This window comes from Pseudomonas sp. KH_046_1 (assembly GCF_057839025.1).
Genome location: NZ_CM174481.1, coordinates 512,271 through 525,781 on the forward strand (window position 1 = coordinate 512,271; position 13,511 = coordinate 525,781).

A 13,511-nucleotide genomic window follows, 5' to 3' on the forward strand; every position below is an offset into this window, starting at 1 on the left:
CAACCCTGAACCAGTGTGGGAGCGGGCTTGCTCGCGAATGGATCTAAGCAGCACTACAAATACTTGGGGTTAGAACCACTCATCCTGCATCCCCAGGCACACATCATCCCGCGCCTCAAGAATCGTCAGCTCATGGTGACAACCCGGCACTTCCCACGTCAGGAAATACCGCGCCGCCTGCAACTTGCCTTTATAGAAGGCCACATCCGCCGCATTCCCCTTGGCCAGGCCTTCCTCGGCACGGACCGCCTGCTCCAGCCAGCGCCAGCCAATCACGGTGTGACCAAACACCTTCAGGTATAGCGCCGAGTTCGCCAGGCTGCTGTTGACCTTGCCTTGTGCCAGATCAGTCAGCAGGCCGATGGTCACGGTTTGCAGGCGCGCCACCAGTTTCTCCAGCGGTTCGCGCAGCGGCGTCAGCGAATCAAACGCCTGGGCGCGCTCGGCGGTGTCGGCGATCAGGCGGATCAGTTGCTTGAGCCCCGCACCGCCGTTCTGCGCCAGTTTGCGCCCCAGCAGGTCCAGCGACTGAATGCCGTGGGTGCCTTCGTGGATCGGGTTCAGGCGGTTGTCGCGGTAGTACTGCTCCACCGGGTATTCGCGGGTGTAGCCGTGGCCGCCGAGGATCTGGATCGCCAGTTCGTTGGCCTTCAGGCAGAACTCCGACGGCCAGGATTTGACGATCGGCGTCAGCAGGTCCAGCAGTTGATGGGCCTGCTTGCGTTCGGCTTCAGTCTCGAGCGTCGTGGTGTCATCGAACAAGCGTGCCGCGTACAGGCCGAGGTCGAACGAGCCTTCGACGTAGGCCTTTTGCGTCAGCAGCATGCGTTTAACGTCGGCGTGCTGAATGATCGCCACCGGCGCGGTGTTCGGGTCCTTGCTGTCCGGCACGCGGCCCTGCGGACGTTCGCGGGCGTACTCCAGCGAATACAGATAACCCGCGTAACCAAGCATCACGGCACCCATGCCGACGCCGATCCGCGCCTCGTTCATCATCTGGAACATGTAACTCAAGCCCTGGTGCGGCTTGCCCACCAGATAGCCGACGCACTTACCGTTATCGCCGAAGTTCAGCGCCGTGGACGTGGTGCCACGCCAGCCCATCTTGTGGAACAGCCCGGCCAGCAACACGTCATTGCGCTGACCGAGGCTGCCATCGTCGTTGACCAGGAACTTGGGCACGATAAACAGCGAAATCCCCTTCACCCCGGCCGGCGCGTCCGGCAGCTTGGCCAGCACCATGTGCACGATGTTTTCCGACAGCGGATGATCGCCGCCGGAGATGAAGATCTTGTTGCCCTTGAGGCGATAAGTGCCGTCGGACGCAGGTTCCGCGCGGGTACGAATATCCGACAGCGACGAGCCCGCGTGGGGTTCGGTCAGGGCCATGGTGCCGAAGAAACGGCCGTCGATCATCGGCTGCAGGAAGCGGCGTTTCTGCTCATCGGTGCCGAAGCTTTCGATCAGGTTCGCCGCGCCCATGGTCAGGAACGGATACGACGTCGAAGCCGCGTTGGCCGATTGAAAGTGCGCGAAGCAGGCCTGGGACAGCAGCGTAGGAAGCTGCATGCCGCCAGCGTCGAAACTGCGCGCGGCGTTGAGGAAGCCGGCTTCGAGGAAGGCGTCCACCGCCGGTTTCACTTCCGGAATCAGAATCGCCTGACCGTTCTCATAGCGCGGCTCGTTCTCGTCGCCCTTGCGGTTGTGCGGGGCGAAGAACTTCTCGGCGATGCTGCGGGCGGTGCCAATGGCCGCATCGAAGGTTTCGCGGTTGTGCTCGGCGAAACGCTCACGCTGGGTCAGGCCCTCGGCATCAAGGACTTCATACAGCTCGAAAGCCAGATTGCGGGAACTGAGCAACGTCTCGGACATGGCGGCCTACCTTTTGTTGGAATGGGCCGAGTCTAGGCTGGTGAATTTATACTGAATAGCATGATTGATGAGCGTGATGGTGGGGCAGAGCAGCGACTTAGCAGGCACCACAAAACAAATGTGGGAGCGGGCTTGCTCGCGAAAGCGGTGAGTCAGACAACATTGAAGTCGACTGACACTCCGTCTTCGCGAGCAGGCTCGCTCCCACAGGGGGATTGCATACCGGGCAACCATTGCAGCAGCCCGGTTTATCGGGTTTAACCGATCGTCATCAAACTGGCATTACCACCCGCCGCAGCGGTGTTAACGCTCAACGCCCGCTCGATCACCAGGCGTTCCAGCGCAATGTTGGATTCGCCTTGCGACAGGCCCTGCACGCCAACGATGGCGCCGGCACGCTTGGCAACCTGCTGGCACACCGCACGCAACTGGTCGGAATGGCCGTGATGCACAACCGCATCAAACACCACTTCGTCCTTGTTCCAGTCGGAAACCAGCTTGATGCGTGCCTGAATGTCCTTCGGCAGGCGTGCGAACAAGGCCTTGGTCATGTCAGCTTCCGGCCACACCGCCGAACCACCGACTGCCAATACCGCTGCCAGTTGAGTCAGCAGATCGCCTTCGACTTCCGCCAGGCACAGCACGTGTTCCCGTGGCAGGATCGCGTAGCTGTTGCGCTCGCCGGTCGGGCCGGCCAGGAGGCGGGTGATGCCGCTTTGCGATTGCGCGGCGAACTGCACGCACAGGGTGCTCAGGTCGGCGAACTTGTGGCTGTCGGCCCAGGCTTTCAGGGCGGTCAGCGGCTTGCTCATGGCGTCGCGCAGACGAACGTCCGGTGCTGCGGCAGCATCACCGCGAGCGAAGGATTGTTCGATCGCATCCGCAGGGCGGGTCGACAACAGGCGGTACAGGTACAGCGGGCCACCGGCTTTCGGGCCGGTACCCGACAGGCCTTCGCCGCCGAACGGTTGAACGCCGACCACGGCACCGACGATGTTGCGGTTGACGTAGACGTTACCGGCGTTGACGTTGTCGATCACCTTGGCAATGGTCTCGTCGATGCGGGTGTGCACGCCCAGGGTCAGGCCGTAGCCGGAAGCGTTGATCTGTCCGATCAGTTGATCGATGTCCTTGCGCTTGTAGCGGACCACGTGCAGCACCGGGCCGAAGATCTCCCGCTGCAACTCGTCGAAGCTTTCCAGTTCGATCAGCGTCGGCATCACGAAGGTGCCGCGTTTGACTTCTTCGGCGTCGGCGATGGCCACCTGGTACACGCTGCGACCTTTGTCGCGCATGGCCTGGATGTGCTTCTCGATACCAGCCTTGGCTTCGGCGTCGATCACCGGGCCGATGTCCACGGACAGTCGCTCAGGGTTGCCGAGACGGCTTTCAGCCATCGCGCCCTTGAGCATTTCGATGACGCGCTCGGCGGAATCTTCCTGCAAGCACAGTACACGCAGGGCCGAGCAACGCTGGCCGGCGCTGTCGAATGCCGAGGAAACCACGTCGATGACAACCTGTTCGGTCAGTGCCGAAGAGTCGACGATCATCGCGTTCTGGCCACCGGTTTCGGCGATCAGCGGGATCGGACGACCCTGGCTGTCCAGGCGGCCGGCGATGTTGCGTTGCAGCAAGCGCGCGACTTCGGTCGAACCGGTGAACATCACGCCTTTGACGCGATCATCACCCACCAGGCCGGCACCGACGGTTTCGCCACGACCCGGCAGCAATTGCAGCACGCCTTCCGGGATGCCGGCTTCGAGCAGCAGGCGCACGGCTTGAGCTGCAACCAGTGGAGTCTGTTCCGCAGGCTTGGCCAATACCGGGTTACCGGCGGCGAGGGCAGCAGCCACTTGACCACTGAAAATCGCCAGCGGGAAGTTCCACGGGCTGATGCACACCACTGGGCCTAGCGGACGGTGAGCGTCATTGGTGAAATCGTTGCGAGCCTGCACCGCGTAATAACGCAGGAAGTCCACGGCTTCACGCACTTCGGCGATAGCGTTGGCGAAGGTCTTGCCGGCTTCACGAGCCAGAAGGCCCATCAGCGGCTGGATCTCGGCTTCCATCAGATCGGCAGCACGTTCCAGGATCGCGGCGCGCTCGGCGGGCGGGGTGGCCTGCCAGATCGGCGCAGCGTTGAGGGCGCACTGGATCGCGTTGTCGACGTCTTCGACGGTCGCTTCCTGCACATGGCCGACCACGTCACGCAGATCGGACGGGTTCAAGACCGGTGCCGGCGCTTCGGTGCTGGAGGCGCAACCGAGCATCGGCGCCGCTTTCCAGTGGTTGTGTGCGGTAGCGAGCAGCGCGCAGGACAGCGAAGCCAAACGATGTTCGTTGGCCATGTCGATGCCGCTGGAGTTGGCGCGCTCGGAGCCATACAGGTCACGCGGCAGTGGAATGCGCGGGTGCGGCAGGCCGAAACCACCTTCCACGGTCGCCATCTGCTCGATGCTGGCTACCGGATCGGCCACCAGTTCCTGGATGGAAATCGACTGGTCGGCGATGCGGTTGACGAACGAGGTGTTCGCGCCGTTTTCCAGCAGGCGACGCACCAGGTAGGCCAGCAGGGTTTCGTGGGTGCCGACCGGGGCGTACACGCGGCACGGACGGTTCAGCTTGCCTTCGGAGACTTTGCCTACAACCTGTTCGTACAGCGGTTCACCCATGCCGTGCAGGCACTGGAACTCGTACTGGCCCGGGTAATAGTTCTGACCGGCGATGTGATAAATGGCCGACAGGGTGTGGGCGTTGTGCGTGGCGAACTGCGGGTAGATGACTTCCGGCACCGACAGCAGTTTGCGGGCGCAAGCGATGTAGGACACGTCGGTGTACACCTTGCGGGTGTAGACCGGGTAGCCTTCCAGGCCTTCGACCTGGGCGCGCTTGATTTCGCTGTCCCAGTACGCGCCTTTCACCAGACGGATCATCAGGCGATGACGGCTGCGGCGAGCCAGGTCGATCACGTAGTCGATCACGTAAGGGCAACGCTTCTGGTAAGCCTGGATGACGAAACCGATGCCGTTCCAGCCAGTCAGTTGCGGCTCGAAGCACAGGCGCTCGAGCAGATCCAGCGACAGCTCCAGGCGGTCGGCTTCTTCGGCGTCGATGTTCAGGCCGATGTCGTATTGCTTGGCCAGCAGGGTCAGCGACAGCAGGCGCGGGTACAGCTCGTCCATCACGCGCTCGTACTGGGCGCGGCTGTAGCGTGGATGCAGGGCGGACAGCTTGATCGAAATGCCAGGGCCTTCATAGATCCCGCGACCGTGGGAGGCTTTGCCGATCGAGTGGATGGCTTGTTCGTACGAGGCCAGGTACTTCTGGGCGTCGTGCTCGGTGAGTGCGGCTTCACCCAGCATGTCGTAGGAATAGCGGAAGCCCTTGGCTTCGAACTTGCTGGCGTTGGCCAGGGCTTCGGCGATGGTTTCGCCGGTCACGAACTGCTCGCCCATCAGGCGCATGGCCATGTCGACGCCCTTGCGGATCATCGGCTCGCCGCTCTTGCCGATGATGCGGCTCAAGGACGAAGTCAAACCCGCTTCGTTGTGGGTCGACACCAGTTTGCCGGTCAGCAGCAAGCCCCAGGTGGCAGCGTTGACGAACAGCGAAGGGCTGTTGCCCAGGTGCGGGTGCCAGTTGCCGGTGCTGATCTTGTCGCGGATCAGTGCGTCGCGGGTGCCTTTGTCCGGGATGCGCAGCAGCGCCTCGGCCAGGCACATCAGCGCCACGCCTTCCTGGGAGGACAGGGAGAATTCCTGCAGCAGGCCCTGAACGATGCCGGCACGGCCGCCAGCGCTCTTCTGGTTGCGCAGTTTTTCAGCAATCGAAGCGGCGAGTTTGTTGGTGGCTTCGGCCATCGGTGCTGGCAGGCGTGCCTGCTCGATCAGCATCGGCACGACTTCCGGCTCAGGGCGACGGTAAGCGGCGGTGATCGATGCGCGCAGTACCGATTGCGGCAGGATGCTTTCGGCGAATTCCAGGAAGCACTGGTGGGCGTGATCCAGAGGCGCGTCGACGCTGTCGTCGGAATCCTTGGTCAAACCGCTCAGCTCGGTCAGGGTTGCACCACCCTCGAGTTTTTCCAGGTAATTGAAGATTGCCTGCTTGATCAGCCAGTGCGGCGTGCGATCAATCGAGGTCGCGGCGGCCTTGAGGCGTTCGCGGGTCGGGTCGTCAAGTTTGACCCCAAGGGTGGTGGTAGCCATGTTTTTATCCTCATGTTTGCCACGACTGCGTGGCATCAGCTGGCGGCAAGATTAGCCGTGAGACTGTTGAGGTGCAACCGGGTGCAACCCTTTTTTTGTCGGAATATTACGCAGCTCGTCAGGAAATAAATTCTGGTACGGCTGTGCTGCATTTGCTTGGTGCTTTTCTGGTGAGTTAACACTCGTTTTTGCTCCGAAAAGGAGCAAAAAACGATTTTTAACGTTTATTTCCGACTAGGTGCAACTTATTCCCAAGAAACTGGTTGCACCTTATTTGCTTTGTTGAATAGCATTCGCGCCCAAGGTGCAACCAGGACAAAATCCGGGTGCTCCGGCTGATGGCTTTCCTGGGGAAACATCAGTCATAAATGCGCGGGAATCCGGATCGTCTGTCAAACGTATGCGTTTGCGAGCGGTTCACCAGCCGCCGCTACATAAAAACAAAGCCAGGGCGTAACTTAATGAGCGTAAGCAATCCAACCCTGATCACGTTCGTGATCTACATCGCAGCAATGGTGCTGATCGGCTTGATGGCCTATCGCTCCACCAACAACCTTTCCGACTACATTCTGGGCGGCCGTAGCCTGGGCAGCGTCGTGACCGCACTGTCCGCCGGTGCCTCCGACATGAGCGGCTGGTTGTTGATGGGCTTGCCCGGCGCGATCTACATGTCCGGCCTTTCCGAAAGCTGGATCGCCATCGGCCTGATCGTCGGCGCCTACCTGAACTGGCTGTTCGTCGCCGGCCGTCTGCGGGTGCAGACCGAGCACAACGGTGATGCACTGACCCTGCCGGACTACTTCGCCAGCCGTTTCGAAGACAAAAGCGGCCTGCTGCGGATCATCTCCGCGGTCGTGATCCTGGTGTTCTTCACCATCTACTGCGCTTCCGGCATCGTGGCCGGCGCCCGTCTGTTCGAAAGCACCTTCGGCATGTCCTACGAGACGGCGCTGTGGGCCGGTGCTGCGGCGACGATTGCCTACACCTTTATCGGCGGATTCCTGGCCGTGAGCTGGACCGATACCGTACAAGCCACCCTGATGATCTTCGCGTTGATCCTGACGCCGGTTATCGTGCTGCTGGCCACTGGCGGCGTCGACACCACTTTCCTGGCCATCGAAGCGCAAGATCCAAGCAACTTCGACATGCTCAAGGGCACCACTTTCATCGGCATCATCTCGCTGATGGGCTGGGGTCTGGGCTACTTCGGACAGCCGCACATCCTGGCGCGTTTCATGGCTGCCGATTCGGTTAAATCGATCGCCAAGGCCCGTCGCATCTCCATGACCTGGATGATCCTGTGCCTGGGCGGCACCGTGGCAGTCGGCTTCTTCGGTATCGCCTACTTCTCGGCGCACCCGGACATGGCGGGCGCAGTCTCCGAGAACCACGAGCGTGTGTTCATCGAACTGGCCAAGATCCTCTTCAACCCATGGATCGCGGGTATCCTGCTGTCGGCCATTCTGGCTGCGGTGATGAGCACCCTGAGCTGCCAGTTGCTGGTGTGCTCGAGCGCCCTGACCGAAGACTTCTACAAGACCTTCCTGCGTAAATCCGCTTCCCAGGTTGAACTGGTGTGGGTCGGCCGTGCCATGGTGCTGTTGGTGGCTCTGGTTGCGATCGCCCTGGCGTCCAACCCGGAAAACCGTGTACTGGGTCTGGTGAGCTACGCCTGGGCCGGTTTCGGTGCCGCATTCGGTCCAGTCGTGCTGATCTCCGTGATCTGGAAAGACATGACCCGCAACGGCGCACTGGCCGGTATCCTGGTCGGCGCGATCACCGTGATCGTCTGGAAACACTTCGAACTGCTGGGCCTGTACGAAATCATCCCTGGTTTCATCTTCGCCAGCCTGGCGATCTACTTCGTCAGCAAAATGGGCACGCCGACTGCCGGCATGTTCCAGCGTTTTGCTGCTGCAGAGAATGATTACCGCCTGAACAAGTGATGAGTGATGGGTTGAACTCTACCCATCCCTGATAAAAGAACGGCTCGCAGCTTTAACAGTGCGGGCCGTTTTTTTTTGCTTCTCCGATATCCGTGGTGCGAATTTTCCGGGCAGGGTCCTCGGACGTTTCCTTCAAAACGTAGCGGTTTTCATGAACTGGTGCGATGCGAGTTCCGTCGATAGTCTTTTGCGGTCACTGACAATTCAGTGGTGGGGTGTAGGAACCTCTCAAGGCCGATGGGAAGCACTTAGCGTCAATACTTGGTTTGCGGTCGTTTACATGCGCCCGTAAGATCAGTTGCGGCAGCTATGCGCGGGCACGCTTCGGCGTGGTCGGGTTTTCCCAAAGGTCTCGATATTCCTACCCCGCGCTTAGCTGCCACCCTGGCCTGTAGGAAGGCTGATGGCAGCTCCGATTCATCTTTGGGAGCTACTAATGAAAACAATTCACCCTGACCCACCTTACAAAAAACCAATCCCCCATCCCGACAACCGCTTCATGGCATTGACCAGCAACTGCACCGATATGCCCACCCTGTTCGTCGACACCCACGCGCCACTCGACATCCTCACCGACGCTGCCAACTATAGAATCCGCGCAGTCACCCAAGTGCTTGAGAACCTGTCCATGCGCGGTTCGATCGAGTGCGAGTCCTTCATCCTCAGCGATTTCGCCTTGCTCTGCGCTATTACGTTGCGCGATGGCTGTGATGTGCTGGATGTGGTTGGGCGGCGGTTGCGGGCGCAGACGTCGGCTTAGCGCAGAAGGCTTTTGTGGTGAGGGGGTGTGCAGTGCCTCAACTGGCCGCTTGGCTGCCAACCCCTGACTTGCCGGCCGGTAAAAGGTAAACTCCCCGGCCTTCGCAGGAGCAACCATGAATTATCGTCACGCCTTCCATGCCGGCAATCACGCCGATGTGTTCAAACACCTGACCTTGACCCGCCTCATCGCCCTGATGTCGCGCAAGGAGCAGCCGTTTGCCTATCTCGACACCCACGCTGGCATCGGTCTGTATGACCTTCAGGGTGACCAGGCCAACCGTACCGGTGAGTACCTGGAAGGCATTGCGCGTTTGTGGGATCAGACGGATCTGCCGATCCTGACCGCTGATTACATGCAAGTGCTGCACGAGATGAACCCTGATGGCCAGTTGCGCTATTACCCGGGGTCGCCGGAGTTGGCGCGACGTCTGACTCGTCCGCAGGACCGTGTGTTGCTCAACGAGAAACACCCGGAAGACGGCGTGCTGCTCAAGGACAACATGGCCGGTGATCGCCGGGTCAAGGTGCACCTGGGCGAGGGCTGGCATGTGCCGCGGGCCTTGTTGCCGGTGCCGGAGAAGCGTGCGGTGATGTTGATCGATCCGCCGTTCGAGAAGCTCGACGAGATGCAGCGCTGTGCCGCGTCGTTGAAGGAAGCGATTGGCCGGATGCGCCAGACCGTGGCGGCTATCTGGTACCCGGTGAAGGATCAGCGCGCGCTGCGCCGCTTCTATCAGGACCTGGCCGGTACCGGCGCGCCGAAGTTGTTGCGGGTGGAGTTGCTGGTGCATCCGCTGGATACGCCCAACAGTCTGAACGGTTCCGGGCTGGCGATTGCCAATCCGCCGTGGGGGCTGGAGGAAGAGTTGCGTGAGTTGCTGCCGTGGTTGTCTGAGAAGCTGGGGCAGACCCAGGGTGGGTGGCGGATGGATTGGTTGATTGCCGAGAGTTGATCAGCAATCAACAACCTGTGGCGAGGGAGCTTGCTCCCGCTGGGGTGCGAAGCACCCCTAAAAACCGGTAACTGCGTTCTTTCAGTAAGAACCGGTTCTCCGGTTTTGCGATTGCTGCGCAACCGAGCGGGAGCAAGCTCCCTCGCCACAGTTCAGGGTTAGTTACCCGCCAGGCTCGGTGGCATGCACACGCCGGTACCGCCGATCCCGCAATAGCCTTCCGGGTTTTTCGCCAGGTACTGCTGGTGATACGTCTCGGCAAAGTAGACGGTCGGAGCCTGGTCGATTTCGGTGCTGATTTCACCGAGACCAGCCTTGGACAGCTCGGCCTGGTAGGTTTCCTTGCTCTTGAGCGCCGCGTCCAGTTGTTCCTGGCTAGTGGCGTAGATCACCGAACGGTACTGGGTGCCGATGTCATTGCCCTGGCGCATGCCTTGCGTCGGGTTGTGCAGTTCCCAGAACATCACCAGCAGTTCTTCGTAGCTGACCTTGGCCTTGTCATACACCACCAGCACCACTTCGGTGTGGCCGGTCAGGCCCGAGCAGACTTCTTCGTAGGTCGGGTTCGGCGTGAAACCGCCGGCGTAGCCGACCACGGTGCTGACCACGCCCTCACGCTGCCAGAAGCGGCGTTCCGCGCCCCAGAAGCAGCCGAGGCCGAAGATCGCGAAGTCGACATCTTCGAAGAACGGGCCGAGCAAGGGGGTGTCTTTAAACACAAAGTGCTTTTCAGGCAGGGTCATCGCGGTTTCGCGACCAGGCAGAGCTTGTTCTTTAGTAGGGAGCACGTTTTTGTTCACCAGAATTTCCGAGCGCAGAACCATGATCAGTCCTCTCAGTCAGGTTGGGTTGTAAATAAACAGACCGTCAGTGTGCCCAATACCTGCCCGATACGCACTACCTTGTGGGAGCGGGCTTGCTCGCGATGAGGGCATAACTTTCAGTATCAATGTCGACTGATCCACCGCTATCGCGAGCAAGCTCGCTCCCACAGTTCTTTGCCTGCCACAGAATCTGTGTCTGCCGCAGGTTCTGTGTTTGTCAGACGATTGGGCCGCGCGGGTAGCGTTTGAGCTTGTCGATCAGCTCATTGCCCGGGATCGGGCGGTCGAACAGGTAGCCCTGGCCGACGTCGCAGCGGTGACGGCGCAGGAACGACAACTGCTCGGCGGTTTCGATGCCTTCAGCCACGACCTTGATTTTCAGGTTGTGCGCCATGGCGATCACCGCGGAGGTGATTTCCATGTCGTCCTGGTTGTCCGGGATTTCGTGGATGAAGCTTCGATCGATCTTGATGATGTCGATGGGGAATTTCTTCAAGTAACTGAGCGACGAGTAACCGGTGCCGAAATCGTCCATGGCCAGGGTCAGGCCCAGGCGCTTGAGCTGGTCGAGCTGCAAGTGGGTGTCTTCGGTGGCTTCCAGCAGCAGGCCTTCGGTCAGCTCCAGCTCCAGCAAATGAGCTGGCAGGGCTTCTTCCTTGAGGATGTTGGCAATGGAGGCCACCAGGTCCGGATCGGAGAACTGCTTGGGCGACAGGTTGATCGCCACTTGCAGGTTGCCCAGGCCGGCGGCGGTCAGCGCTTTGCTCATGCGGCAAGCCTGGCGGGCGATCCATTTGCCGATCGGGATGATCAGCCCGGTTTCTTCAGCGACGCTGATGAACTGATCCGGGCGGATCATGCCCTTTTCCGGATGGTCCCAGCGCAGCAGGGCTTCCATCCCCAATAGGCGCCCGCTGCGCAGGCACAGTTTTGGCTGATAGAACACGTCGAGTTCGTTCTGGGTCAGGGCGCGGCGCAGGTTGTTCTCGACGAACAGCTTGTAGCTGGCCTCGGCGTTCAGCGCTTCGGTGAACACTTGCACCTGGTGCTTGCCGTTGGCCTTGGCCTTGTGCAGCGCCAACCCGGCGTTGCGCATCAGGGTTTGCGGGTCGCGCCCGTGCAGCGGCGCGCAGGCCAGGCCCACAGAGCCGGTGACGCTGATCAACTGGTTGTCGACGAACATCGGTTTGTCGAGGGTCGCCAGCAATTGATTGGCCACTTGCTGGCCGACCGTGAGGTCGCTGTTGTCCAGCAATACGGCGAATTCGTTACTGGCGAATCGCGCCAGGCTGCCGCTCGGGATCAGGCTGTTGCGCAGGCGCCGGGCCAGGCTGATCAGCAGTTTGTCGCCGGTCTGGTGGCCGAGGCTGTCGTTGATCCGCTTGAAGTTGTCGATGTCCACCAGCAACAGGCTGATCGGCGCGTCGCTGTCCCGGGCGAAGCGTTCATCGAGGTTGCGGATGAACGCCGGGCGATTGCCAAGGTTGGTCAGGTTGTCGGTGTAGGCCAGGCGCTCGATGCGTTGCTGAGCGAGCTTGGTCTGGGTGATGTCTTCGTAGATGCCGATGTAGTGGGTCAGCTCGCGGTTGTCGCCGTAAACCTTGGAGATCGACAACTGGCCCCAATAGGGTTCGAGGTTTTTCCGGCGGCTCTTGAATTCGCCCTGCCAACTGTTGCTCTTGGCCAGTGCTGAAGGCGCGTCGAACAGCAGTTCGCTGAGGTTCTCCAGGGCCGGTAGTTCTGACAGGCGCTGGCCGTGCACTTCTTCGGTGGAATATTGGGTGATCGCAGTGAAGCTCGGGTTGACGTATTCGACAACGCCGTCGCAGTTGACCAGCAAAAAGGCGTTGGCACTTTGTTCGACTGCCCGCTGGAACAGGTGCAGGGCGCTGGTGGCGGTTCGCCGGTTGTGGTTGCTGATGACCTGGGCAAACTGGTCTGCCAGCTCTCCGGCGAAGGCGATTTCATCTGACTGCCAGGCGCGGGTCGCACCGGTCTGCTCCAGGCACAAGACACCGACCACCTGACCATCGACGCGGATACTGGCGTCGAGCATTGCGTTGACGTCACGCGGGCGCAGGCTTTCGGCCATCTCCCGGGTGCGCGGGTCACGCATGGCGTTATGGGCGTCGATGGCGCGGCCGGTGTGCAAGGCGTCGAGGTAATCGGGGAACACACTGACGTCGATTGGCTGCGGCAGCAGGTATTCCTGAGTCGTGCGGTGATAGGCCGAGATCGGCACCAGCATCGAGCCTTCGAGGTGCCACAGGCTGGCGCAGTCGATTTCGTAAATGTCGCAGGCGCTGCGGGTGATCAGCTCGGCGGCTTCGCGCAAGGAGTTGTTGCTGCTGTAGCGTTGACGGGTGAGCAGCAGGATCAGGTCCTGCTGGGCACGCACCCGGTCCAGATGCAGCAGTTGTTCCTGCTGGGCACGCTGATTGAGTTCCAGGGCGATTTGCAGGCGCGAGTTCTGGGTTTCCAGATCCAGGGCCGGTTGCAGCGGGTCATCCTCGAACAGGCCGTCGATGACCAGCAGGTAGCCGCGTAACAGGTGTCGATTGTGTTGTTTGTAGGCTTCGCCCAGCTCCAGCAGATTCAGGGAGCCAGAGGCGGTGTGCAGGGTGTAGCGGATCAGGTAGTGCGTGCTTTCGCTCAGTTGCTGCTGGATCGCGTCGTGCAGTTCATAGCGCGCTTGCGGCTCCATCAGGCTGGCGTAGGGCGAACCCACCAGCGCACACAGCTCCACGGCTGGCAGGCCGAACTGGCGCTCGCAATTGGGATCGAGAAACAGCAGCGCCCAGCTGGGTTCATTAAGCCGTTCGAAACGCAGCATGCCGAGCCGCGAGGGCACAGGCAACTGCGTCACTACCTCGGCCACCATACGGCTGGCGGCATCGGGTTGGCTTTTCATGGAGGGAAACTCGCTTCGAATATGCTGAACGCGCT

The 13,511-nt window shown here is 60.8% G+C and carries 7 protein-coding genes; 3 read left to right on the forward strand and 4 right to left on the reverse strand.

Annotation, left to right across the window (positions count from 1 at the left end; all coding sequences use genetic code 11):
• Window positions 1-69: 69 nt before the first annotated feature.
• A complete protein-coding gene (locus AC3IT9_RS02305) occupies window positions 70-1,872 on the reverse strand; it encodes an acyl-CoA dehydrogenase (protein WP_489271892.1) in 1,803 nt (600 codons plus the stop codon).
• Between the two features lie 257 nt (window positions 1,873-2,129).
• Window positions 2,130-6,080 carry a trifunctional transcriptional regulator/proline dehydrogenase/L-glutamate gamma-semialdehyde dehydrogenase gene (putA, locus tag AC3IT9_RS02310; protein ID WP_489271894.1) on the reverse strand — a complete coding sequence of 1,317 codons (3,951 nt, stop codon included), beginning with the start codon at window positions 6,078-6,080 and terminating at the stop codon, window positions 2,130-2,132.
• 461 nt (window positions 6,081-6,541) lie between these two features.
• Here putA and putP point away from each other — a divergent pair, with 461 nt between their 5' ends.
• From putP to AC3IT9_RS02325, 3 genes are all read left to right on the forward strand, one after another.
• The gene (putP, locus tag AC3IT9_RS02315) at window positions 6,542-8,026 is read left to right on the forward strand and encodes a sodium/proline symporter PutP (RefSeq protein ID WP_150754772.1); all 1,485 of its coding nucleotides are present in this window, start codon (window positions 6,542-6,544) and stop codon (window positions 8,024-8,026) included.
• Window positions 8,027-8,462: 436 nt separating this feature from the next.
• A complete protein-coding gene (locus AC3IT9_RS02320) occupies window positions 8,463-8,786 on the forward strand; it encodes a hypothetical protein (protein WP_489271896.1) in 324 nt (107 codons plus the stop codon).
• Between the two features lie 115 nt (window positions 8,787-8,901).
• Complete coding sequence (locus AC3IT9_RS02325) at window positions 8,902-9,741, forward strand: 23S rRNA (adenine(2030)-N(6))-methyltransferase RlmJ (RefSeq protein ID WP_489271897.1); 840 nt, start codon at window positions 8,902-8,904, stop codon at window positions 9,739-9,741.
• Window positions 9,742-9,899: 158 nt separating this feature from the next.
• Here the strand turns inward: AC3IT9_RS02325 and msrA are convergent, their stop codons facing one another.
• On the reverse strand, window positions 9,900-10,565 hold the full coding sequence (msrA, locus tag AC3IT9_RS02330; protein ID WP_353741960.1) for a peptide-methionine (S)-S-oxide reductase MsrA: 666 nt from the start codon (window positions 10,563-10,565) through the stop codon (window positions 9,900-9,902).
• Between the two features lie 217 nt (window positions 10,566-10,782).
• Entirely contained in the window at window positions 10,783-13,476 is a 2,694-nt protein-coding gene (locus AC3IT9_RS02335) for a putative bifunctional diguanylate cyclase/phosphodiesterase (RefSeq protein WP_489271898.1), read from the reverse strand.
• Between the last annotated feature and the right edge of the window lie 35 nt (window positions 13,477-13,511).

What these genes read in the sequence shown, in the direction of transcription:
- msrA (WP_353741960.1), bottom strand. Translation starts at nt 10,565, where the DNA reads ATGGTTCTGCGCTCGGAAATTCTGGTGAACAAAAACGTGCTCCCTACT.
- AC3IT9_RS02320 (WP_489271896.1), top strand. Translation starts at nt 8,463, where the DNA reads ATGAAAACAATTCACCCTGACCCACCTTACAAAAAACCAATCCCCCAT.
- putA (WP_489271894.1), bottom strand. Translation starts at nt 6,080, where the DNA reads ATGGCTACCACCACCCTTGGGGTCAAACTTGACGACCCGACCCGCGAA.
- AC3IT9_RS02305 (WP_489271892.1), bottom strand. Translation starts at nt 1,872, where the DNA reads ATGTCCGAGACGTTGCTCAGTTCCCGCAATCTGGCTTTCGAGCTGTAT.
- AC3IT9_RS02335 (WP_489271898.1), bottom strand. Translation starts at nt 13,476, where the DNA reads ATGAAAAGCCAACCCGATGCCGCCAGCCGTATGGTGGCCGAGGTAGTG.
- putP (WP_150754772.1), top strand. Translation starts at nt 6,542, where the DNA reads ATGAGCGTAAGCAATCCAACCCTGATCACGTTCGTGATCTACATCGCA.
- AC3IT9_RS02325 (WP_489271897.1), top strand. Translation starts at nt 8,902, where the DNA reads ATGAATTATCGTCACGCCTTCCATGCCGGCAATCACGCCGATGTGTTC.